Below are 23,296 nucleotides of genomic sequence, written 5' to 3' on the forward strand. Positions count from 1 at the left end.
CAGCGCCAGCAGCAGCAGAGCGCCGCCCAGCCGCGCCGGCCCGGAGAGAGAGAAAAGAGAGAAAGAGTGCATTTTTACCTCACGTTATAACGTAACAATATACCGTCAATGACCGGAAGTAAAATAAGGGTGAAGCGGATGCTGTTTCGAAGTATGTCAAACGCCGCGCCCGCAGGCGCGGCAGGAGAGATTATTGACCGCGGGCCATAGAAACCGCCTGGCCGAGCTGCCAGACCGCCATCGCATAGTGCGTGCTGTGGTTATAGCGGGTAATGGCGTAGAAGTTCGGCAGGCCGTACCAGTATTCGTAGCCCGTTCCGACATCCAGACGCAGCAGGCTGGCTTTCTGGTTATTTCCCAGCGACTGGGTAGGCGACAGCCCCGCCGCCGCCAGCGTCGAGATGCTGTAGCGCGTCTTAAAGCCGTTCTCCAGGCCCGGCGCCTGTCCCATTGCCGGGACCGCAACCGGCTCGCCGGTCACCCAGCCGTGATGCTTGAAGTAGTTCGCCACGCTGCCGATGGCGTCGTCCGCATCCCACAGGTTGATATGCCCGTCGCCGTTAAAGTCCACCGCAAACTCTTTATAGGATGACGGCATAAACTGCCCGTACCCCATCGCCCCGGCGAAGGAGCCTTTCAGATCCAGCGGATCGTCCTGCTCGCTGCGGGCCATCAGCAGAAACGTTTCCAGCTCGCCGGAGAAGTAGGCCGCGCGGCGCGGATAATTAAAGGAGAGCGTCGCCAGCGCGTCGAGGATGCGGGTTTTACCCATCACGCGGCCCCAGCGGGTTTCCACCCCGATAATCCCAACGATAATTTCCGGCGGCACGCCGTAGACGCGCGACGCGCGGTTCAGCGCATCCTGATGCTCGTTCCAGAACACCACGCCGTTCTGCACGTTGTCCGGGGTGATGAATTTTTTACGGTAGCGCAGCCACGCGCCGTTCGGGCCGCTCGGCACCTGCGCCGTGGGCGCCTGCCTGTCCATCAGGTTCAGCACGTAGTCCAGCCGCTTCGCCTGGGAGAGGATTTCATGCAGCTGCTGGCGGTTAAAGCCGTGCTTGCTGACCATTCTGTCAATAAAGCGCTCGGCGTTGGGGTTGTTGGCGAAATCGCCGCCCATCATCGACACATCGTGTTGGGGCTCAAGCAGAAAACCGCCCGTCGGCGTACCGGCGGTCGTCGGGGCTTCTGCAACTTTGGGTTTGCTGCTGCACGCGGCGACCAGCACGCAGAGCGGAAGAAGAGTCAGGTAGCGACGCTTAAACATGTGAATTCCATTTAACTGAATCGGCAAGAGGGTAAGTATGGTAAAGCATGCGGCAACCCACAAGGAAGCGGCAGGCGGGGAAATTATTTGTTGCGGGGCTTTACCCCTTAACGTGAAGAAAATCGCATCTCTTCCACCCGACTGCCCCGCCAGCCCTAAAACAGCAATCCGATATTCGGCACAAGCAGGTGCCATCAACCTGCAGCACTTCTACCAGGCCGGGATCCTTTAAGCCCCAGCCGCTTTGCCAGCCGGTGCAGGTTGGCGACGTCCAGATCCAGCGCCCGGGCGGCGGCGGCCCAGTTGTTACCGCTGCGCTGAAGAGCCCGGGCGATGGCCTCGCGCTGGAATGTCTCGGTGGCCGCCCGCAGGCTCACGCCCTCCTCCTCCGGCGTGCTTACCGCAGCCGGGGCCGGCACTGCCGCTGCGGCTTCACCGCCGCGAAAGTGGCGGGGCTGGAGCACCACCTCTTCGCCCTCTCCTGCCGCCACCGCCAGCACAATCGCCCGGTGAACGGCGTGCTCCAGTTCGCGGACGTTGCCCGGCCAGGTGTACTCCAGCAGATAGCGGCGCGCCTCCGGACCGATAGCCACGCTGGCAAGGCCCATCCGCAGCCGGGCGCGCTCGCAGAAATTGCCCGCCAGCAGCAGCACGTCGTCGCCCCGCTCGCGCAGACCCGGGGCCGCGAGCGGGAAAACGCTGAGGCGGTGGAACAGATCGGCGCGAAAGCGCCCGGCCAGCACCTCTTCGCGCAGGTCGCGGTTGGTGGCGGCCAGCACCCGCACGTCTACCCGCAGGCTGCGGTCGTCGCCGACCCGCTGAATATCGCCGTACTGCAGCACCCGCAGCAGCTTGGCCTGCAGCGCCAGCGACAGCTCGCCTATCTCATCAAGAAACAGCGTGCCGCCGTCCGCCATCTCAAACTTGCCGCTGCGGCTGCTGATGGCGCCGGTAAACGCGCCTTTGACGTGGCCAAACAGCTCGCTCTCGGCCACGCTCTCCGGCAGCGCCGCGCAGTTAAGGTAGACGAGCGGGCTGGAGGCGCGCAGCGACTGCCGGTGAATAGCCTGAGCAATCAGCTCTTTGCCGGTGCCGGTTTCGCCGCTGATAAGCACGTTCAATTCGGTAGGGGCCGCAATGGCTATCTCTTTTTTCAGCTGCGCTACCGGCGCCGACAGTCCAATCATCTCCTGGGCCGCCTCGCCGCCGGGCGCGGCGGCGCTGCCCGGGCGCACGGTCTGGCTTTCCAGCCGGTCGATAAGCAGGGCGTTGTTCAGGGCGCCGGAGACCAGCGCGGCGATAAGCCGCAGGGACTCGTCGCTGAAATCGTCGAACTGGTGCGCGTCCATGCCGTCCAGGGTCAGCGCGCCAATCAGCGTTTGCCCGGCAAACAGCGGCAGCCCAAGGCAGGCGTGCACCTTCAGGGTTTCATGGTGCGGGATAAGCCCGTCGTAGGGGTCCGGCAGATCGCTGTCCGCCGGGAAGCGCACCACATCACCCGCGCGGGCGATGGCCTCCAGCCGCGGGTGCCCCTCCAGCATAAAGCGTCGGCCGAGCACGTCTTTTGACAGGCCGTCGATCGCCAGCGGAATAAACTGCCGCGCTTCGTAGCGCAGCAGCGCCGAGGCGTCGCACCCCAGCAGCTGGCGCAGGGTGGTAATAAGGCGGGAAAAGCGATCCGGATGACCGAGATCGCTCTGCAGTTCAATGGCCATTTTCGCCAGCGCCTGGGTGGAAAAATCCATAGCTCTCCATAGTCATAATGACTATTAACAGTGTCTTTTTGACAGCAATAACCATAGTCATTTTGACAAACACACGCAAGCCGTAATAATTAAAATGGTTAACTATCAATAAGATAAAATCTGGCACAGGTCTTGATATAGCCAGTCCACGTATCTGATTAACAACATCATTCGAGGACACCATGGCGATTCAGGTTAAAAACAATATTCAGTGGGTTGGGCAGCGCGACTGGGAAGTGCGTAATTTTCACGGCACCGAATACAAAACCCTGCGCGGCAGCAGCTACAACAGCTACCTGATTCGCGAAGAGAAAAACGTGCTGATTGATACCGTGGACCACAAGTTCAGCCGCGAGTTTGTACAGAACCTGCGGGGCGAGATTGCGCTGGAAGAGATTGACTACATCATCATTAACCACGCCGAAGAGGATCACGCCGGAGCACTCACCGAGCTGATGGCCTGCATTCCCGACACGCCGATTTACTGCTCCGCCAACGCCATCGACTCCATCAACGGCCACCACCACCATCCGGAGTGGAATTTCAAGGTGGTGAAAACCGGCGACAGCCTGGATATTGGCAACGGCAAGCAGCTCATTTTCGTGGAAACCCCGATGCTGCACTGGCCGGACAGCATGATGACCTACCTCACCGGCGACGCGGTGCTGTTCAGCAACGACGCCTTCGGCCAGCACTATTGCGACGAGCACCTGTTTAACGACGAAGTGGATCAGGCCGAGCTGTTCGAGCAGTGCCAGCGCTACTACGCCAACATCCTGACGCCGTTCAGCCGCCTTGTGACGCCGAAAATCACCGAGATCCTCGGTTTTAACCTGCCGGTGGAGATGATTGCCACCTCCCACGGCGTGGTGTGGCGCGATAACCCGACCCAGATTGTCGAACTGTACCTGAAGTGGGCCGCCGACTATCAGGAGGACCGCATTACCCTGTTTTACGACACCATGTCCAACAACACCCGAATGATGGCCGACGCCATTGCTCAGGGCATCAATGAAGTGGATCCCCGGGTGGCAGTGAAAATTTTCAACGTCTCGCGCAGCGATAAAAACGAAGTGCTGACCAGCGTATTCCGCTCGAAGGGCGTGCTGGCGGGCACCTCCACCATGAACAACGTGATGATGCCGAAAATTGCCGGACTGATGGAAGAGATAACCGGACTGCGCTTTCGCAACAAGCGCGCCAGCGCATTCGGCTCTCACGGCTGGAGCGGCGGCGCGGTCGACCGCCTCTCCACCCGGCTGCAGGACGCGGGCTTTGAGATGTCCCTGAGCCTGAAAGCCAAATGGCGGCCTGACACCTACGCGCTGGAGCTGTGCCGCGAGCACGGCCGCAGCATTGCCCGCCAGTGGGCGCTGTCGCCGCTGCCGCAGGCCGCCGCTCAACCCGCAGCTCCCGCCCAGACTGCGACCGCAGCAGAAACCGCCGATCTCGGTCCGTCGATGCAGTGCGGCGTCTGCCAGTGGATTTACGATCCGGCTAAAGGCGAGCCGAATCAGAACGTGGCCCCGGGCACCGCCTGGAGCGACGTCCCTGCCGACTTCCTGTGCCCCGAATGCTCGCTGGGCAAAGAGGTGTTTGACGTGCTGGCAACGGAGGCAAAATGACCCACGGCATTGTGATTATCGGCGCGGGCTTCGCCGCCCGCCAGCTGGTGAAAAATATCCGCAGGCTCGACGCAGCGGTGCCGCTGACCCTGATTGCCGCCGACAGCATGGACGAGTACAGCAAGCCGGAGCTGAGCCACGTAATCAGCCGAAATCAGCAGGCCAACGACCTGACGCTGCAAACCGCGGAGGCGTTCGCCGAACAGTATGATCTGAACCTGTTTCCCCGAACCTGGATCGCGGAGATCGACAGCGCCGCAAAGGTAGTGAAAAGCGCCGACCGCCGCTGGCAGTATGACAGCCTGGTGCTGGCCACCGGCGCCCGTACCGCGCTGCCGGAAGTACCGGGCCGCGATCTGCTGCTGACACTCAACAGCCAGCAGGAGTACCGGGTTGCGCAGCAGCCGCTGCGCGATGCCCGGCGGGTGCTTATCGTCGGCGGCGGACTTATCGGCTGCGAGCTGGCGATGGACTTTCAGCGGGCGGGGAAAATCGTCAGCGTGGTGGACAGCGGCGCCAGCCTGCTCTCCTCGCTGATGCCGCCGGAGGCGAGCGCCCGCCTCCAGCACCGGCTGGTGCAGAGCGGCGTGCGGCTGATGCTGAACGCCCGGCTGGGATCGGTAGAACAGCAGGACGGCGGCGTGCGGGCGACGCTGGACGACGGGCGCGAAATCGTTGCCGATGTGGCGCTGGCCGCCACCGGCCTGCGCCCGGAAACCGCCCTCGCCCGCCCGGCGGGCGCGGCGGTCAACGGCGGCATTGTGGTTGACCACCAGCTGCAGACCAGCGTCCCGGGCATTTTTGCCCTCGGCGACTGCGCCGAAATCGGCGGCGCGGTGCGGCCCTTTCTGCAGCCGGCCCTGCTCGCCGCCGCCTGCCTGGCGAAAAATCTGCTTGGCCAGCCCGCAGGACTGGCGCTGCCGCCGATGCTGGTTAAGGTCAAAACGCCGGATCTGCCCCTGCAGCTGGGCGGCGATGCCCGGCGGGCAGATTTACGCTGGGACATCGCCTGCGACGGCGAAGGGATGACGGCGCGAGGCGTGGACGACGGCGGCCGGCTGCGCGCCTTTGTGGTTAGCGAAGGGCGGATGAAAGAGGCATTCGCCCTGTTAAAAAGCCTGGCGTAGGCGCTATCGGTAATACCCGCAGGAACGACAAAGGCCGGATAAACCGGCCTTTGTGCAGTTTTCATCGCCCGGCGCCAGGCCGGAAAACCGTCGGTCAGGCGCTGGGCAGCGCGTCGTATCCCCGCCAGCGGTAAACCACCATCGACACAATCCAGCAGGCGACGAACAGGCCGATCACCACAAATCCGGCATTGCCGAGGTTGTCGTTAAGCGCGCCGACCATGTCCCACAGGCCGCCGCTGAGGTTGAATTTATCCATCACCAGCCCGAGCGCTTCAAGGCCGCCAATCACCAGCGCCACCACCACGGAGGTGCCGGTAATGGTCATGTTGTAGTAGAGCTTGCGCTGGGGCTTGTTAAAGGCCCAGCCGTAGGCGCCCACCATCAGCACGTTGTCGATAGTGTCCACCAGCGCCATGCCGCTGGCGAACAGCGCCGGGAAAATCATGATGCTCCAGATAGACATTCCGCTGGACGCGCCCGCAGCCGAGATCCCCAGCAGCCCCACTTCGGTGGCGGTGTCGAAGCCGAGCCCAAAAAGAAAGCCCACCAGATACATGTGCCAGCTGCGGTTGACCAGGCGGAAGGTTCTGCCGAACAGCCAGCTCATCATGCCGCCGGACGGCACCGCGTCGGCATTGAACGGCTTGCCCTGGCGAAACGCGCGGAAGCTGAGCCAGACGCTGCGCAGGATAACCAGGTTAACAAAGGCCATCGCCAGCAGAAACAGCGATGATACCGCGGTACCGATCAGGCTGCCGGTATCGTGAAACCAGCCCATTTTCTGCTGAAAGGCGGTCGCGGTGGCGGCGATGGCCGCCGAGGCCAGCACCACGATTGACGAGTGCCCGAGAGAGAACCAGGCCCCGACGCCGTACGGGCGGCGGCTCTGCTGCATCATTTTGCGGGTCACGTTGTCGATGGCGGCGATGTGGTCGGCATCCACCGCGTGCCGCAGCCCGTAGCCCCACGCCAGCAGGCTGGCGGCCATCAGCGAGCCGCTGTGGCCGAAAGTCTGCCACGCCCAGATCCAGGCCAGCAGATTTGCCATCGCCAGCCCCGCGACCAGCACCACCGCGCGCGGCTGCTGGCGTACTACCTTCATCAACATGTTTCGTTCCTTTGTTGCAGAGTGCGGGCGGCGGCAACCACCGCCTGCCCGTATGAAATTCCACCGTCGCCGGCGGGCAGCCGGTGCGGAAACAAACATTGATACTCGCTCAGGTGCGCCGCCAGCCGCTGGCGCAGTAGCCGGTTGTGCAGCACGCCGCCGCTGAACGCCAGGGTGGTAATGCCCCGCGCGCGCGCCTGCTCGCACATCAGCGCCGCCGCGCCGCGGGCCAGCGCATCGTGAAACGCCCACGCTTTCTCCCTCGCCCCGGCGTCCCAGGCAAACCAGCTGCGCCAGAAGGCCGCCAGATCCAGCGTATTGCCGAGCAAGGGCATCACCAGCGGATGATCTACAGCGCCGCCGCGTCGCGCCAGCGCCTCCAGCCGACAGGCCGCCTCCCCTTCGTAGCTCAGCGCCTGCGGCGCGCAGCCCAGCGCGCAGGCCACCGCGTCAAACAGCCGTCCGCAGGACGAGGCCTGCGGGGCGTTGATGCCGCGCGTCACCGCATTGGCCAGCGCGTCGATATTGGGCTGCTGGCGCAGCGCGTCCAGCGTGCGCCAGTGCGGGATGAACGCCATTCCCTGCGCCAGCAGGTTGCGCCACGGCTGGCGCGCCGCCAGATCGCCGCCGGGCAGCGCCACCGCTGGCAGGCCGCCCAAATGCTCGCACTCGCGGTAGTTAACCCGCAGGCACTCGCCGCCCCACAGCGCCCCGTCCTCGCCCATGCCGATCCCGTCGAGAACCAAGGCAATCACGTCGCCGCCGTCCAGCGGCCAGCCGTGCTCTGCAATGCAGGCCGCCGCGTGGGCGTGGTGATGCAGCACGCGCTCCCGGGGCAGATCCCGCTCGTCAAGCTCGCGGGCGGCGCGGTAGCCGGGATGCGCATCCAGCGCGATCCGCGCCGGGGTAAAATCGTAAATGGCCTGCATCCGCGCCAGCGCCCTGTGCCACTGCGCGGCGACGCCGTCGTCGCCCAGATCGCCAAAGTGCTGGCTCAGCACCGCCTGCCGCCCGCGCGCCAGGCAGAACGTATTTTTCATTTCTGCCCCGAGACACAGTATCGGCGGCACGTCTTCAAATCCCGGGGGCAGCGGCAGCGCGTCGGGCACGTAGCCCCGCGCCCGGCGCAGCATCGCCCCGTCCTCCTGCACCACCGAGTCGTCCATGCGCTGGACAATGTCGCGGTTGTGCAGCAGAAAGCCGTCGGCGATACCCGCCAGCGACGCCAGCGCTTCACCGTTGGTGATGGCGGGCGGCTGGCCGCTGGGGTTACCGGAAGTCATCACCAGCGGGCGGCCCAGCGCCTGCATGAGCAGGTGCTGGAGCGGATTAGAGGGTAGCACGATCCCCACCTCATTGAGTCCGGGGGCGATCCCTTTAGCCAGGCTGTTGACCCGCTGTTTATCCACCAGCACCACCGGCGCGGCGGGAGAGTGAAGCAAGGATTGTGCCAGCGGCGGCAGGTCGTCGGCGTTCGCCAGCATCACCGCCAGCGGCTTCCCCGGACGGCGCTTGCGCTCGCGCAGTCGCGCCACCGCCTGCTCGCTGCTCGCATCGCAGGCCAGGTGAAAGCCACCCAGCCCTTTAATCGCGACGATCTCGCCGTTCGCCAGGCTCGCGCAGGCGGCAGCCAGCGCTTCATCGCGGTGCAGCACCTGCTCCCCCCGCTGCCAGCTGAGCTGCGGCCCGCATTCGGCGCAGGCCACCGGCTGGGCGTGGAAGCGGCGGTCGCGGGGGCTGCGGTACTCCCGCTCGCAGGCCGGGCACAGCGGAAACGCTGCCATCACCGTCAGGGGGCGATCGTAGGGCATGGCGTTGATGATGGTGAAGCGCGGCCCGCAGTGGGTGCAGTTGATAAACGGATAGCCGAAGCGGCGGTTGCGCGGATCGTTCATCTCCGCCAGGCACTGCGGGCAGGTGGCGGCGTCCGGCACGATCTGAGTGCTCATGCTGCCCGCTCCGCTATTGAGAATAGTGAAATCCTCCGGGACGCGGGGCCACGAATAAGGCACGCACTCGGCGGCGTCAATACGCGCCAGCGGCGGGCAGCCGGCGCGCAGGGCGGCGACAAAGCCGCCCTCCTCTCCCGCGAGATGTATTAGCACCCCTTCCGCGTCGTTGCTGACGTCGCCGGTGCGGCCAAGCTCCTGCGCAAGCTGCCAGACAAACGGGCGAAAACCCACGCCCTGCACCTTGCCGCGAATGCGGATGGCCGTACCGGAAATCATCATCAGGCTGTCGCCGCCTCTTTCAGTCGCGTTTTCATCTGCTGGTAGGTGGTCTGCACCCAGTTTTCCGCCCGGTGCTGGTCGGCAATGGCGGCAAGCCGCACGGCGCAGTACTTGGTTTCCGGGGTTTTAGAGACCGGATCGAGATTGTCCTGGGTCAGCTCATTACAGGCGCCGATCCACCACTGGTAGGTCATATACACGCAGCCCGCGTTGATGCGCCCGCTGACGCTCGCCCGGCTGATCACCTTGCCGCGCCGGGACTCGACCCACACCAGCTCGCCGTCGGCGACGCCGAGCTGCCGGGCGTCCTCCGGATGCATCTGCACCCGGCCCGGCTCGTCCGCCAGCGCCTGCAGCGCCGCGCAGTTGCCGGTCATCGAGCGGCAGGAGTAGTGTCCAACCTCGCGCACGGTACACAGCACCAGCGGGAACTGGTCATCGATCACTTCCGCCGGCGCGCGCCACGGGGCGGCAAACAGGTGCCCCTTGCCGTCCGGAGTATCGAACTTGCCGCCTTCGTACAGGTACGGCGTACCCGGGTGCTCCAGCGTCGGACACGGCCACTGCACGTGGCCCATGCTGCCCATTTTTTCGTAAGTCGCGCCGAAAAACAGCGGGCACAGCGCGCGCATCTCGTCCCAGATTTGCTGGTTACTGTCGTAGTGCATCGGATAGCCCATTTCCCGGGCGATCAGCGAGATAATTTCCCAGTCGCGCTTGACGTTACCTTTCGGCTCCACGGCTTGTTCGAAGCGCTGGAAGCCGCGATCCGCGCAGGTAAACACGCCGCCGTGCTCCCCCCAGGAGGTGGCGGGCAGCAGGACATCCGCCTGCTCGGCGGTTTTGGTCATAAAGATATCCTGCACCAACACAAAGTCGAGGGCGGCAAAGCCTTTGCGCACCAGGCCAAGGTCGGCCTCGGTCTGCAGCGGATCTTCGCCCATGATGTAGTAGGCCTTAACCTTGCCCTCCAGCGCCAGGTGCGGCACTTCGGTAATGCGCACCCCGACCTCATCATCCATCAAGGCGCTGTCGATGCCCCAGGCGCGGGCGAATTTCTCCCGCACCTGCGGATCGGTGACATCCTGATAGCCGGGGAACTGGTTGGGCAGCACGCCCATGTCGCAGGCGCCCTGCACGTTGTTCTGCCCGCGTACCGGCCCGACGCCGACGTTCTTACGCCCGAGGTTGCCGGTGAGCAGCGCCAGGCTGGCGAGACCTTTGACCACGTCCACCGCCTGACCAAACTGGGTGACGCCCATGCCCCACATGATGGTGGCGGAAGGTGCGGCGGCGAAGATGCGCATTGCGTCGCGGATCTCTTTAGCGGACAGCCCGGTAAGGTGTTCGACGCGCTCCGGGGCGTAGTCCTGCACCTGTGCGCGGTAGGCATCAAGCCCGGTAGCGTGCTGCGATACCCAGGCTTTGTCGTACAGCTCCTCTTCCAGCAGCACGTAGCCGAAGGCGTTCACCAGCGCCATGTTGCTGCCGTTTTTAAGCTGCAGATGGCGGTCGGCGATACGCGCGCTTTCGATTCGCCGCGGATCGCAGACAATAATTTTCGCGCCCTTCTCTTTGGCTTTCAGCACCCGGCGGGCAACGATGGGATGGGAGTCGGCGCAGTTGTAGCCGAACACCAGCAGACAGGCCGAGTTTTCGATGTCGCCAATACCGTTGCTCATGGCGCCGTTGCCCAGCGTCTCCTGCAGGCCGGCCACCGACGGGCCGTGGCACACCCGGGCGCAGCAGTCGACGTTGTTGGTGTGCAGCACGCCGCGGGCGAATTTCTGCATCACGTAGTTGGTTTCATTCCCGGTCCCGCGCGATGACCCGGTGGTCATGATCGCCCGGGGGCCGAACTCTCTCTTAATCTCAGCGAGCTTTTTCGCCGTGTAGCGAATGGCTTCATCCCAGCTTACGGGCGTCAGCTTGCCCCCCTTTTCATAGCGGATCATCGGCTGCGTCAGGCGCGGCGTCAGCAGCCGGGTATCGTTAAGAAAATCCCAGCCGTAGTAGCCTTTCAGGCACAGTTCGTTCTGGTTGGTGACGCCGTCGGCGGCTTCTGCGCGGACGATTTTGTTGTTATCGACAACCAGATTCAGCTTGCAGCCGGCGCCGCAGTAGGGGCATACGCTCGTGATTTTTTTCATCAGTAACAGACCTGTTAAAAGTGAAGTACGTTGAGTGAGTTAGAAAGAGAGAGACATCGCGTCGTCCAGCGCGGCACGGCGGCGCTTTTCAGCGCTGAGCTTCTCAAGAGAGGCGCGATCGACGCAGTGCAGCGCGTGGGTCGGGCAGGCACTGACGCACGCCGGGCCGCTGGCGCTGTGGTGGCAGAGATCGCACTTGTTGGCTTCGGCTTTTTCCATCCGCACCTGCATGCTGGCGCTGTCGCGCACCACCGGGCGAACCACCACTTCCATCGCCCCGTACGGGCAAGCCACCACGCAGGTTTTACAGCCGATGCAGCGCTCCTGCATCACGTGGACAAAGCCGTTCTCGCGGGCAATAGCCCCATTGGGGCAGACGTTGGCGCACGGCGCGTCTTCGCACTGGCGGCAGGCGGTGGCGGTAGAGATATTTACGCCCTTGATGACGTGGATGCGGGGCAGAAAGGTCTGCGGGGTCAGCGCGGCGCAGTCCTGATCCTGCTGGTGGGACACCACGCAGGCCACTTCACAGGTGCGGCAGCCGATGCACTTGCTGGCGTCGGCGATAATAAAACGGTTCATTCACTTCTCCGGCGATTGTGATTACTGCCGGTGAATTGCATTATCCGTGCCAGAAATTAAATTCACTATTTATCAAACAGATAATAGGTTTTCAGCACAATCAGGCGCTGTCATCGTCATTTTTGTCAATGACGTCGAGAGGAGTGACGGCGGACAAGCGGTGCCGAGAGAGTACGATGAGGGATGAGCGCCTGGTGGGTTATCACGATGATGGACGGTTAGATCCGCTTTCGGATAGAAAGACGGCTTATAGGTATCAAGCACGAATGGTAATATATATTCCAATTTAAATCGCTCTGCTGAGGATGGGTAGTAAAGGACTTAGGTAGATTTATAGTGGAACGATTAAAATAGCAAAGACGATGATCAGGGAAATCTCTGGGTATTAATGAATATGGTCAAAGGGATTTTACGATATCGCTTTAGATCATTATCTAACGATTACTTCTTATGGAATCAACTAATATTAAGGATAATATGAATTACAATAATGAAATTATAAATCATTTGCAGGCTAATAAAATCCTTGCATTGAAATTAGATCGCGCATTAGCAGGCGTAGTAGAATCGGTATCTAACCAGTTAGAAACTATTGGCGCAGGTGCGAAACGTGGACTTTATTATACATCGTGCTTTACAGAAGAGTATCAGGATGTCTGTCAACGCCAGAAAAAAGAAGATATTCGTTTCAAAAACGGTGTTATTCATCTTCTTCAGAATCGTGACATTATCTATGACATGCTCAGCGTTTATTTTGAAGAGATATTTAGATATAAAACATCCGAACAGTTAGAGCATATAAAAAGTATGCTGATGGCTGTGAATATTCATATTGCAGCCACGTCACTGACAAACACTGGGTTTGCCTTAGCTACCGCAACTTTTGTTGCGACGGGTATGAATCTTAGTCTTGAAATGAGTGCACTTGCTGGACGAAAAATAAGTTTTGGGATTGCAAGTTTAGGTATGTACGGGATTGTTCAAAAAGCGGCCGATAGTGCGTACCGCCTATATATCTCTTATCCCGCTTATTACTCTGCACTATATAGCCAGGATTTGGAGATGATGTACTTCCTCATTGAGCCTCTATTTCAACGTGCTGATGCATTTAAAGCACAATGGATGTCAGATGATGGGATTAAAGACATAATAATTCGGATGGTGAGGTAATCATGATAAGTATCATCAAAAGGATATTTAGGAGATTATTTTTCTCTTTTTTTTATTACTATATTCCGACATTGCTTACAATATTATTCGCAGTATTTCAATGATTATTCCTCCCTGATAGTCCAATATGGCTTATACCTATATTTCTCATAATTATGATTATTATTTTTTAAAATAATCATAATACAAATTAATGGTGTATTTATAAGGAAATAACATGTCTACACCCGCACATTTATGGCTTGAAGATGAAAATGGCTCCCCTATCGTTGGTAGCTGCGTGATGCCGTTGCGCCTCGGCTCTATCGAGTTAAAATCTTTCGCTCACGGCGTTACTATTCCGGTAGACGCCAGCTGGGGAAAACTCACAGGTACTCGCGTTCACAAACCCATTACAATCGTAAAGGAGTTTGATCAGACAACGCCGCTGCTTTATCGAGCCGTCTGCGAGGGTAGAACAATGAAAAAAGCAACGATTAAAATGTACCGTATTCATGACTCGGGTATCGAGTCCGAGTATTTTAATATCATTATGGAGAACGTCAAATTCACAACGGTCTCGCCTTTCCTGTCTCCTAATGGTATGAGCAGCACTCATCTTGAAACGCTCGAATTACGCTATGAGGCAATAACCTGGAAATACACAGAGGGAAATATTATCTATCGTGATGCGTGGAACGATCGCTGCTGTGCGTGATTGTTAACGGTATCCGGGGGAATAAACTTCCCCGGATATCAAGGGAATAATCAATATCTATGGGCAATGTAGGCTCATTCAGCCCATTTTCTCCATCCCCCTACAGCGCCTCAAACCCCCCATTCCCTTCCCAGCCCGCCAGCCGCTGGTATACCGTGTCGACCGCCTCTTTGATCTTCTCGGTCATCGGGAAGTAGAAGCCGACAATATCCGGCTGAATGCCGAGGAAGATAACCTCGCCAACATCGTCCCGCAGCTGCTCAACCAGGTAGTTGAGAGGCATGTTGTGGGTGGTCATCATAAACATCTCGGCGATATCGTCCGGATCGACGATGCGGATCTCGCCCGGGTTCAGCCCCATGTCGGTAGCGTCAACGATCAGCAGGAGGTCTGGCCGCAGATCGCGCACGGCGACGGCTTCATTTTCCGGGGCGCTGCCGCCGTCGAGCACCTGCCAGCCTTGCGGCGGATTGGCGGCGCACATCTCTGCCAGTAGCGGCCCGGCGCCGTCGTCGCCCATCATGCTGTTGCCGACGCAAAGCAGTACGTTAGTCACGCAATCTCCTCACCATCAAATAGATAGCATTCTCCTGATGAATATCGTGCAGCATGCCGAGCAGCTGATTGCTCCACGCCTGCTGCGCCGGGGTCTGGCCCGCGCGCGCCGCGTCGAAGGCTTTTGCCAGCATCGTCACGTGGTTAATGTCGATAACGATTTCGCCGTACTTCGGCACGCCCTCCATTTTGCGGCGGGCGTCACTGCCCGCCTCCAGAGTGCCTATCCACGCCAGATAGTCGTCCCACGGGCAGTTTAGCGCCGCCTCCAGGCAGTCGATCACCCCGAGGTGGTGGCCGATGGCGAGACTGTAATAGACCACCTGCCGGGCCTTGTCCGGGGTATCGTCATTTTCATCGACAAACTTGCGGCTCAGCTGGCTGAACACCACGGTTTCACTCATCGGATCCGCGCCTCTTCCACCACCTGTGCAAGCTGCGCGACGATTTCATTGAGGCGCGGATCGGCTTCGGCATCGAGCCAGCGCTGCACCTGCCCTTCGCCCTGCGCCAGCTGGCGCAGGTAGTCGTCGGCGATCTGGCGGCCGTAGCGGTAGCCCGCCAGGCGGCGCGCGGCGCGATCCACCTGCACCCGCAGCGGCTGCACCATCTGCGGATGCAGAATGCCGGCGGGCCGGGCGTCCAGCTCGCCGGGAGCGCGGGCGTGGATTTTCTGCTCCAGCAGTCCCAGCGCCATAGCGAAGCCGTACAGGGTGGCGGCAGGCGTCGGCGGGCAGCCGGGAATGTAGACGTCCACCGGCACGATCTTATCGGTTCCGCCCCAGACGCAGTAGAGATCGTGGAAGATCCCACCGCTGTTGCCGCAGGCGCCGTAGGAGATGCAGATCTTCGGATCCGGCGCGGACTCCCACGCCCGCAGCGCCGGAGAACGCATCGCGCGGGTCACCGCGCCGGTGAACAGCAGGATGTCGGCGTGGCGCGGCGACGGCACCACTTTGATGCCGAAGCGTTCGGCGTCGAACAGCGGCGAAAGCGTGGCGAAAATCTCGATTTCGCAGCCGTTGCAGCCGCCGCAGTCAACGCGGTAGACATAAGCCGAGCGTTTAATTTTTTTCAGCAGCGACGCCTTCATGCTGGCAATGGACTCATCCACGGTCATCGGGACGGGCAGGCCGCTGGCGTCGCGCGGCCCCAGTAAATTACTCATCAGCTGGCCTCTTTCATGTGGCGAGTCAGTTCAATGCGCTCCGACGAGACCAGGCATTTCTGCCGCCTGCAGGCCGGACAGGTTTCAAAGCTCTCGCGGTGTTTTTCCGCCCGGCTGTCGCCGTTGTGCGCGAGCAGAGCAATGGCGTAATCAATCTCTTTTTGCACCGCGAACGGACGCTCGCAGACCCGGCAGCGGCAGAGATCAAAGCGCGACTGCGTAAGAAAGTCCTCTTTCTTCCACACCGCCAGCTCGTACTCCTGGGAAAGCCGAATTGCCGCAGTTGGGCACACCTCTTCGCAGCGTCCGCAGAAGATGCAGCGTCCGAGGTTGAACTGCCACGCCAGCTGGCCGTCGGCGAGATCGGTTTCCACCGTCAGGGCGTTTGACGGGCAGGCGTTGACGCAGGCCGCGCAGCCGATGCACTGCTGCGGGTTATGCTCGGGCTTGCCGCGAAAATTTTTATCGACCGGCATCGGCTCCAGCGGGTAGCGGCTGGTGGGCGTGCCGGTTTTAATCGCTTTTTTGATGAAATTAAACATGATCGCGTCCTATTTCAGCGGCGAGTTTTTGCGTTCGATGCTGTAGCGCTCAAGCTCTTTGTACGGCACGGTTTTGCTCTTCTTCTTGCGCACGTCCACCACCGTCATGCGGTCGGTGCAGGAGTAGCACGGATCGAGGCTGCCGATGATCAGCGGCGCGTCGGAGACCGTATTGCCGCGCAGCATGTAGCGCAGGGTCGGCCAGTTGGCGTAGGTGGCCGCCCGGCAGCGCCAGCGGTACAGCTTCTGGTTGTCGCCGGTCATGCTCCAGTGGATGTCATCCCCGCGCGGCGCTTCCGAGAAGCCGAGCGCGAAGCGGTGCGGAATGTAGGTGAAGCCTTCCACCATCAGCGGGCCGCCCGGCAGGTTGTCGAGGCCGTAATCAATCATGTTCAGGGCGGTGTAGACCTCGTTGATCCGCACTTTCAGGCGAGAGATAACGTCGCAGCCCTGCTCGCTGTGGACTTCCATCGGCAGCAGGCCGTAGCCGACGAACGGGTGATCGGCGCGGGTATCGCGGGCGTGGCCGCTGGCGCGCACCATCGGGCCGACGTTGCTGAAGTCGCGGGCAATCTCCGGATCGAGGCGGCCCACGCCAACGGTGCGCTGCTCCATGTTCGGCGTGCTGAGCAGCATCTCCACCAGATCCTGCACCTCGCGGCGCATCTGCTGCGCCAGCAGGCGGGTCTGGATCATGTCCTCTTTCAGCAGATCCCGGCGAATCCCGCCGATCAGATTCATGCCGTAGGTTTTACGCGCGCCGGTGAGGATCTCGGCCATTTTCATCGAGGTTTCGCGTACCCGGAAGAACTGCATAAAGCCGGAGTCGAAGCCGGTAAAGTGGCAGGCCAGGCCGAGGTTCAGCAGGTGCGAATGCAGGCGCTCAACCTCCAGCAGAATAGCGCGGATCATCTGCGCCCGCTCCGGCACCACGATGCCCATCGCGTTCTCCACCGAGGTGGTGTAGGCGGTGCTGTGGGCAAAGCCGCAGATGCCGCACACGCGGTCGGAGAGGAAGGTCACTTCGTTGTAGCCCATCCGGGTTTCCGCCAGCTTCTCCATGCCGCGGTGGACGTAGAACAGGCGGTAGTCGGCGTCGATGATGTTTTCGCCGTCAACGAACAGGCGGAAGTGGCCCGGCTCGTCGGACGTGACGTGCAGCGGGCCGATGGGCACCACGTTGTTCTTCTTGCTGCCCAGCTCGTTGATAAACTCGTAGGTCTCGCTGTCGGTGGTGGGTGCCGGGCGCTGGCGGTAATCCATGCTGTCCTTGCGCAGGGGATACAGCTCGTCCGGCCAGTCGTCCGGCAGCACCAGGCGGCGCTCGTCCGGCAGGCCCACCGGCACGAGGCCGTACATGTCGCGCACTTCGCGCTCGCCCCATACCGCCGCGGGGACCCGCGGCGTGACGGACGGATACTCCGGCTTGTCGGCGTCCACTTCCACCCGCACGGTGATCCAGCACTTCGTGCCCTTCTCCATCGACAGGACGTAGTAAACCGCGTAGTGGCCGTTCAGCTTGCGCTCGTCGTTGCCGAACAGCACCGACAGCCAGCCGCCCTGCTGGTAATAGAGATATTCCACCACTTCCGGCAGGTAGTTCAGCTTGACGGTGATCGTCAGCTGATCGCGGGTTTGCCAGGCTTCATCCAGCACCACGCCGGGAAACGCCTGGTGCAGCGCGGCCAGATAGTGTTGACCGATTTTTTGTTCAGACATGCGTAAACTCTCTTAAATCACGCCGCCAGCAAGGAGACGAAGGCTAAAAAGGCGAAGCCAAATCCGGCCCAGACGACCCGGGAGGTGGCGTTAAAGCGCAGGCGCGCCATGCTGTTTTCAAACAGGGCGATGCTCCCTACGCCCAACAGCAGCTTGATGGCGGCGATAAGTACCGCCAGCAGCAGGCCGCCGACGCTGAAAGTCTGCATCTGGCCCCAGGGCACGAACACCCCGAGGAACATCTGCAGCACCACCAGTTGTTTGAGGCTGATGCCCCACTTGAGCACCGCGAAGCCGCTGCCGCTGTATTCGGTCAGCGGCCCCTCCTGCAGCTCCTGCTCCGCCTCCGCAAGGTCGAAGGGCAGCTTGCCCATTTCGATAAAGGTGGCGAAAGCGCAGGCGCAGAGCGCCAGCAGCAGCGGCAGACTCTGCGCCGCGGGCCAGTGCTGCACCGTCGCGGCGATATTGCCGACGTAGGTAGAGTTAGCCACCAGCGCCGCCACCCACAGGCCGAGCAGCAGTACCGGCTCCACCAGCACCCCGAGCACCGCCTCGCGGCTGGCGCCGATGGCGGTAAACGGGCTGCCGGTGTCCAGCCCGGCGATGGCAAAGAAAAAGCGCGCTACGGCAAAGAGGTAGATAAGCGTGATCAGATCCGCCAGCGGCGGCAGCGGCGAGTCGACGGTGACAACCGGCAGCGCTGCGGCAATGGTCAGCATGATCCCGGTCATCACGAAAGGCGTCAGGCGAAACACCCAGCCGGACGCCGCCGGAGCAACGCTCTGGCGACCGAGCAGCTTGAACAGGTCGCGATACTCCTGCAGCACCCCCGGCCCGCGCCGGTTGTGCAGCCGCGCCCGCAGCACGCGGGTAACGCCGCTCAGCAGCGGCGCGAGCGCGAACAGCGCCAGCGCCTGAATAACGGCATAAAACAGATTCATGGTCAGGCTCCTCGGGAAACGACAATCACAACCAGCGCGGCCAGCTCGACAAGCGCCAGCACGCGCAGCACGCCGGGTGCCGCCGCGCTCTGCCAGCCGGGCACCAGGCGCAGCGGATTTAGCGTGTGGCGCAGGGCCAGCACCGGGGCGAACGCCTCTTTAATCGGCAGCGCAAAGCCGTGGGCGGTGATCACCATCGACGATTCATGCTCGTAGCCGCAGACCCACGCCTTGCCCCGGGTGCGGGCCGGCAGACGGTCACCCTTCATCAGGACGGCAATCAGGAACGGCAGCAGCGTGGCGGCAATCAGCAGCAGCGCAATCATCGGCTGGGATACCGCGGTATCGGCGGTGTGCAGCGGCAGCGGCACCGCGCTTTCCAGCAGCGGCAGCAGCCAGGGCGCGGCCACCCCGCCGATAATGCAGCAGGCGGCCAGCGCCGCGGTGCAGGCGGCCATCAGCAGCGGCGCGCAGCGCGCGTCCTCCGCTTCCCGGCTGCGCGGAGCGCCGAGGAAGGTCACGCCGTAGACTTTCGCCATGCACATCACCGCCAGCGCGCCGGTAATTGCCAGCCCTACCGCCAGCAACGGCCCGAGCAGGCGTCCGATAAAGCCGCCGTCGTGGCTCAGGCGGAAGAAGGCCTGATAGATAACCCACTCACCGGCAAAACCGTTGAGCGGCGGCAGCGCCGCCATCGCCATCAGCGCCACCAGCATCGCCAGCGCCGTCACCGGCATGCGCTTGCCGATGCCGCCGAGCTTCTCAATATCGCGATGTCCGGTGCGGAACCAGATGCTGCCCGCGCCGAGAAACAGGGTGGTCTTAAACAGAGTGTGGTTGAGCAGATGATAGAGGCCGCCCACCGTGCCCAGCGCGATCAGCGCCGGCTGGCGCAGGGCCACGCCGGTGACGCCCGCACCGAGACCGAGCAGGATAATGCCGATGTTTTCCAGGGTGTGGTACGCCAGCAGCCGCTGGATGTTGTGCTCCATCAGGGCATACAGGCCGCCGATGAATGCGGTAATTGCGCCCAGCACCAGCAGCGCCGCGCCCCACCACAGCGGCGGACGGCCGCCCAGCAGGGAGATAGTCAACACCCCGAGCAGGCCGACTTTCATCACCACGCCGGAAAACACCGCCGCCGCCGGGGCATCGGCGCTGGCGTGGGCCTGCGGCACCCAGCCGTGCAGCGGGATAATCCCCGCCAGCAGACCAAAACCCACGGTTCCTAACAGCCAGATATCGCTGCCGAGCGGCAGCAGCCGCGCGCGCTGGTTCAGCACCGCCAGATCCAGCGTGCCGTAGCGCTGCCAGGCCAGCCAGCAGGCCAGCGCCAGCAGCAGCGTGCCCAGCCGTCCGAGGACGAACCACGGCTTGCCTGAACTGGCGCAGCCGGTAAGGAACGCCGCGCAGAGGGCCATGATTTCCGCCATCAGCACCAGCCCGCCGAGGCTGCCCGCGACGATCGCGCAGGTAGCGGCAGCCAGCAGCAGGTTCAGCAGGCCACCCCGGCATTTCACCTGCGGATGACGGTGCCAGGCGATGTTGTAGAGGCTGACGAACAGCCCGCACAGCCCCAGCGTCAGCAGCCAGACCGCATTAAGCGGGGTCAGCAGCACCGCGTGATGAATCAGCGGCACCGTGCCGCTGGCGACGGTAGCGTTCAGCAGGGTGGTTATCGCCGCCGCGGTGGCGCACAGGCTGGCCGCCGCGCCGCCGAGACCGGCAATCAGGCCGCTGAAGGTTTTATTCATCTGCAGCAGCCACCCGGCGAGCGCCGCCGCGGTGAAGATCGCCACAGCGCTGTTAATCAGTGACAGAACCGTCATCGTCCCTCTCCGTCCAGAGACTGCAGCAGCGACAGGTCGCCGTAGTCAGTCATGATGTTCATTTCGCGTTTGCGGCGGCTCGCCCGATCGATATCGCGGCTGTCTACCTGCATCAGCGCGCCGGTAGGACAGGTGCGCACGCAGGCGGGCCCCTGTTCATCGAACTGGCACAAATCGCACTTCACGGCGATGGCGCGCACGCCGGGTATCCAGTCCAGCAGCGAGCTGACCCGGGCCGGGGCCGGCGGCGCGGGCAGCGCCTTCGGGGAGTTGGCATTGGCGGGAATATCCAGCGGGCGGCTGCCGCTAAATTCAATGGCGCCGAACGGGCAGGCGATACCGCACAGTTTGCAGCTCACGCACAGGCTTTCATTAAGCTGCACCGCCCCGTCCACTCGGGTAATGGCGTTGACCGGGCAGACCCCGGCGCAGGGCGCGTCTTCGCAGTGGTGGCAGAGCTGCGGTGCGGATTCTTTGTCGTTTCTCACCACCTGCAGGCGCGGCATCGACTGCAGGCCAACGCGGCGGTGGTTCTCGGAGCAGGCGGCTTCGCAGGTGCGGCAGCCGATGCAGACGCTGGGATCGGCAATTACAAAACGGTTCACCGGGCTATCCTCGGATGACAGTCATTTTTGACGAAAAGTGTGACGCAGTCGTCATTTTTGACGCTGACGCCGCGGGCGTAGTCAGGCATGCAGCGCCTGCCCCGACAGCAGCTGGGGGAGATCCACCGGCAGGTCGTTCTCAATGGCGTCGTACAGGCGCAGGTATACCGGCTCGATTTTTTGCAGGTAGTGGTTCAGCACCTGCTCTCTGTCAAGACAGCTGACACCATCATCCACGGTGCCGTCGCTGCCGAGATGCGCTTCGCCCACGGCAAGGCTCTCCGCGTCGTCGCGGGTGGCCAGCCGGTAGTGAATGGTGTGGCTGTTGAAGCCCGTATCCAGGGTGATGTGGATAAGAAAGTGGTCGAACAGCACGAAGCTCAGCCCTTCCGACGGCGTGCTGCTTACGGCGTGATGCAGGCGGGCTTTGGAGAGCGTAATGCCCTGTACCAGCGAGTTGCAGTAGCTGTGCCACAGCTTCTGCTGGCGGCGGTGGCGGTCGGCGATGTAATCCGCCTTTTCACTAATTTCCCAAATGGTCATCTCAAGGTACCCGATTTCAAATGTCACACCGGATAAGCACGTTTCATGCCATTTTTTATTTCATTGTTTCTAAAGGAAAATTAACGAGATCCGCGCCACCGCCGACATGTCATTTTCGTCATTTGCCCGTCGACATCGACAGTTTTGAATACCTGGCATCGTTATTGCATTTATGGCGCATCACCCCTCGGGAGGCAGCATGCACGAAATCACCCTCTGCCAGCGCGCGCTGGAAATCATTGAGCAGCAGGCGGCGAATAACGGCGCCCGCCGCGTCACCGGCGTGTGGCTCAGCGTCGGGGCCTTCTCCTGCGTCGAGCCCGCGGCGCTCAACTTCTGCTTTGAGCTGGTGTGCCGGGGAACCCTGGCGGAAGGCAGCGCTCTGCATATTGAAGAGCAGCAGGCGGAGTGCTGGTGCCCGACCTGCCGCCAGTACGTGCAGCTGCTGTCGCCGCACGTCCGGCGCTGTCCGCAGTGCCAGAGCAGCGAATTAAGGATCGTGGCCGACGACGGCTTGCAGATCAAACGCATTGAGATAGATCAGGAGTAAATTATGTGTACAACCTGCGGTTGCGCAGACGGCAACCGGTATATTGAAGGCGACGAGCGCAACCCGCACTCCGCCTTTCGCAGCGCGCCGTTCGCGCCGGTGTCCCGCCCGGCCCTGCGCATCACCGGGCTTCAGGCGCCGGACTTTGCCCCGGCGCGCTCCGCCGAGGGGGATCTGCATTACGGCCACGGCGAAGCGGGCACCCACGCCCCCGGCATGAGCCAGCGCAAAATGCTGGAAGTCGAAATCGACGTGCTCGATAAAAACAACCGGCTGGCGGCACGCAACCGCGCCCGCTTTGACGCCGCCCGCCAGCTGGTGCTGAATCTGGTCTCCAGCCCCGGCTCCGGCAAAACCACCCTGCTGACCGAAACCCTGCTGCGCCTGAAGGGCAATACCGCCTGCGCGGTCATTGAAGGGGACCAGCAGACGGTCAACGACGCGGCGCGCATTCGCGCCACCGGCACCCCGGCGATTCAGGTGAATACCGGTAAAGGCTGCCACCTCGACGCGCAGATGATTGCCGACGCCGCGCCGCGCCTGCCGCTGGACGACGGCGGCATTCTGTTTATTGAAAACGTCGGCAACCTGGTGTGTCCGGCGAGCTTCGATCTGGGCGAGCGCCACAAGGTGGCGGTGCTGTCGGTCACCGAGGGCGAAGACAAGCCGCTGAAATATCCGCACATGTTCGCCGCCGCGTCGCTGATGCTGCTGAACAAGGTGGATCTGCTGCCGTACCTCGATTTCGACGTCGACGCCTGCCTGGCGAACGCCCGGGCGGTCAATCCCGACATTGAGATCCTGCTGGTCTCCGCCACCAAAGGCGACGGTATGGACCGCTGGCTGGCATGGCTGGAGGCGCAGCGATGTGCATAGGCATTCCGGGCCAAATCGCCCACATTGACGGCTGCCAGGCCAAAGTGGACGTCTGCGGCATCCTGCGCGATGTGGATTTAACCCTGGTGGGCGCCTGCGACGAGCGGGGAGAGCCGCGCCTGGGACAGTGGGTGCTGGTTCACGTTGGCTTCGCCATGAGCCTGATTGACGAGGCGGAAGCCCGGGACACGCTGGCGGCGCTGCAAAATATGTTTGAGGTAGAGCCGGACGTCGGCGCCCTGCTCTACGGCGAGGAGTAG

General features: G+C 62.0%; 22 protein-coding genes. 7 read left to right on the forward strand and 15 right to left on the reverse strand.

Features of this window, described 5'->3' with window-relative positions:
- Positions 1–190: 190 nt before the first annotated feature.
- Together mltB and norR are read right to left on the reverse strand one after the other, a co-directional pair.
- Entirely contained in the window at positions 191–1,270 is a 1,080-nt protein-coding gene (gene mltB / locus QZ766_RS03780; RefSeq protein WP_297197459.1) for a lytic murein transglycosylase B, read from the reverse strand.
- 194 nt (positions 1,271–1,464) lie between these two features.
- Positions 1,465–3,015 carry a nitric oxide reductase transcriptional regulator NorR gene (norR, locus tag QZ766_RS03785; RefSeq protein ID WP_297197462.1) on the reverse strand — a complete coding sequence of 517 codons (1,551 nt, stop codon included), beginning with the start codon at positions 3,013–3,015 and terminating at the stop codon, positions 1,465–1,467.
- A 182-nt stretch (positions 3,016–3,197) separates the two neighbouring features.
- Between norR and norV the strand changes: the two genes are divergently transcribed.
- Both norV and norW read left to right on the forward strand, forming a co-directional pair.
- Positions 3,198–4,640 carry an anaerobic nitric oxide reductase flavorubredoxin gene (norV, locus tag QZ766_RS03790; protein ID WP_297197466.1) on the forward strand — a complete coding sequence of 481 codons (1,443 nt, stop codon included), beginning with the start codon at positions 3,198–3,200 and terminating at the stop codon, positions 4,638–4,640.
- Positions 4,637–5,767, forward strand: a complete 1,131-nt coding sequence (norW, locus tag QZ766_RS03795; protein ID WP_297197467.1) for an NADH:flavorubredoxin reductase NorW — start codon at positions 4,637–4,639, stop codon at positions 5,765–5,767. The genes norV and norW overlap by 4 nt, the downstream gene beginning before the upstream one ends.
- Before the next feature lie 94 nt (positions 5,768–5,861).
- Here norW and QZ766_RS03800 read toward each other — a convergent pair whose 3' ends face one another.
- Genes QZ766_RS03800 through hydN form a run of 4 tightly spaced genes read right to left on the reverse strand, consistent with a single transcriptional unit; the run spans position 5,862 to position 11,841 of the window.
- Positions 5,862–6,878, reverse strand: a complete 1,017-nt coding sequence (locus QZ766_RS03800) for a HoxN/HupN/NixA family nickel/cobalt transporter (protein ID WP_297197468.1) — start codon at positions 6,876–6,878, stop codon at positions 5,862–5,864.
- Complete coding sequence (hypF, locus tag QZ766_RS03805) at positions 6,872–9,109, reverse strand: carbamoyltransferase HypF (protein WP_297197470.1); 2,238 nt, start codon at positions 9,107–9,109, stop codon at positions 6,872–6,874. The genes QZ766_RS03800 and hypF overlap by 7 nt, the downstream gene beginning before the upstream one ends.
- Positions 9,109–11,259 carry a formate dehydrogenase subunit alpha gene (fdhF, locus tag QZ766_RS03810; RefSeq protein WP_297197473.1) on the reverse strand — a complete coding sequence of 717 codons (2,151 nt, stop codon included), beginning with the start codon at positions 11,257–11,259 and terminating at the stop codon, positions 9,109–9,111. The genes hypF and fdhF overlap by 1 nt, the downstream gene beginning before the upstream one ends.
- Positions 11,260–11,298: 39 nt before the next feature.
- On the reverse strand, positions 11,299–11,841 hold the full coding sequence (gene hydN, locus QZ766_RS03815; protein WP_297197478.1) for an electron transport protein HydN: 543 nt from the start codon (positions 11,839–11,841) through the stop codon (positions 11,299–11,301).
- Between the two features lie 477 nt (positions 11,842–12,318).
- Here hydN and QZ766_RS03820 point away from each other — a divergent pair, with 477 nt between their 5' ends.
- Both QZ766_RS03820 and tssD read left to right on the forward strand, forming a co-directional pair.
- The gene (locus QZ766_RS03820) at positions 12,319–13,011 is read left to right on the forward strand and encodes a hypothetical protein (protein ID WP_297197544.1); all 693 of its coding nucleotides are present in this window, start codon (positions 12,319–12,321) and stop codon (positions 13,009–13,011) included.
- A 217-nt stretch (positions 13,012–13,228) separates the two neighbouring features.
- Complete coding sequence (gene tssD / locus QZ766_RS03825; protein ID WP_297197482.1) at positions 13,229–13,708, forward strand: type VI secretion system tube protein TssD; 480 nt, start codon at positions 13,229–13,231, stop codon at positions 13,706–13,708.
- A 100-nt stretch (positions 13,709–13,808) separates the two neighbouring features.
- Here the strand turns inward: tssD and hycI are convergent, their stop codons facing one another.
- The 9 genes from hycI to hycA all read right to left on the reverse strand — a co-directional run bounded on the left by hycI (position 13,809) and on the right by hycA (position 21,610).
- Positions 13,809–14,264 carry a hydrogenase maturation peptidase HycI gene (hycI, locus tag QZ766_RS03830; protein ID WP_297197485.1) on the reverse strand — a complete coding sequence of 152 codons (456 nt, stop codon included), beginning with the start codon at positions 14,262–14,264 and terminating at the stop codon, positions 13,809–13,811.
- Complete coding sequence (locus tag QZ766_RS03835; protein ID WP_297197487.1) at positions 14,257–14,667, reverse strand: formate hydrogenlyase maturation HycH family protein; 411 nt, start codon at positions 14,665–14,667, stop codon at positions 14,257–14,259. The genes hycI and QZ766_RS03835 overlap by 8 nt, the downstream gene beginning before the upstream one ends.
- Complete coding sequence (locus QZ766_RS03840; RefSeq protein ID WP_297197490.1) at positions 14,664–15,431, reverse strand: NADH-quinone oxidoreductase subunit B family protein; 768 nt, start codon at positions 15,429–15,431, stop codon at positions 14,664–14,666. Before QZ766_RS03840 ends, QZ766_RS03835 begins: the two co-directional genes overlap by 4 nt.
- Positions 15,431–15,973, reverse strand: coding sequence for a formate hydrogenlyase complex iron-sulfur subunit (locus tag QZ766_RS03845; RefSeq protein ID WP_297197491.1), 543 nt, complete (start codon positions 15,971–15,973; stop codon positions 15,431–15,433). The genes QZ766_RS03840 and QZ766_RS03845 overlap by 1 nt, the downstream gene beginning before the upstream one ends.
- 9 nt (positions 15,974–15,982) lie before the next feature.
- A complete protein-coding gene (hycE, locus tag QZ766_RS03850; protein ID WP_297197494.1) occupies positions 15,983–17,692 on the reverse strand; it encodes a formate hydrogenlyase subunit HycE in 1,710 nt (569 codons plus the stop codon).
- Between the two features lie 17 nt (positions 17,693–17,709).
- A complete protein-coding gene (locus tag QZ766_RS03855; protein ID WP_297197496.1) occupies positions 17,710–18,633 on the reverse strand; it encodes a respiratory chain complex I subunit 1 family protein in 924 nt (307 codons plus the stop codon).
- A gap of 2 nt (positions 18,634–18,635) precedes the next feature.
- Positions 18,636–20,462, reverse strand: coding sequence for a formate hydrogenlyase subunit 3 (gene hycC, locus QZ766_RS03860; RefSeq protein ID WP_297197499.1), 1,827 nt, complete (start codon positions 20,460–20,462; stop codon positions 18,636–18,638).
- Entirely contained in the window at positions 20,459–21,067 is a 609-nt protein-coding gene (locus QZ766_RS03865; protein WP_297197502.1) for a 4Fe-4S dicluster domain-containing protein, read from the reverse strand. The genes hycC and QZ766_RS03865 overlap by 4 nt, the downstream gene beginning before the upstream one ends.
- A gap of 81 nt (positions 21,068–21,148) precedes the next feature.
- A complete protein-coding gene (gene hycA, locus QZ766_RS03870) occupies positions 21,149–21,610 on the reverse strand; it encodes a formate hydrogenlyase regulator HycA (RefSeq protein ID WP_297197505.1) in 462 nt (153 codons plus the stop codon).
- A 199-nt stretch (positions 21,611–21,809) separates the two neighbouring features.
- On the opposite strand from hycA, the gene hypA reads away from it, so the two are divergent.
- From hypA to QZ766_RS03885, 3 genes are read left to right on the forward strand one after another with little or no spacing between them, the layout of a single operon-like run.
- The gene (gene hypA / locus QZ766_RS03875; protein WP_297197508.1) at positions 21,810–22,160 is read left to right on the forward strand and encodes a hydrogenase maturation nickel metallochaperone HypA; all 351 of its coding nucleotides are present in this window, start codon (positions 21,810–21,812) and stop codon (positions 22,158–22,160) included.
- A gap of 3 nt (positions 22,161–22,163) precedes the next feature.
- On the forward strand, positions 22,164–23,036 hold the full coding sequence (gene hypB / locus QZ766_RS03880) for a hydrogenase nickel incorporation protein HypB (RefSeq protein WP_297197511.1): 873 nt from the start codon (positions 22,164–22,166) through the stop codon (positions 23,034–23,036).
- On the forward strand, positions 23,027–23,296 hold the full coding sequence (locus QZ766_RS03885) for a HypC/HybG/HupF family hydrogenase formation chaperone (protein ID WP_297197514.1): 270 nt from the start codon (positions 23,027–23,029) through the stop codon (positions 23,294–23,296). The genes hypB and QZ766_RS03885 overlap by 10 nt, the downstream gene beginning before the upstream one ends.

It is taken from the genome of uncultured Pluralibacter sp. (assembly GCF_913775985.1).
GTDB lineage: Bacteria > Pseudomonadota > Gammaproteobacteria > Enterobacterales > Enterobacteriaceae > Pluralibacter.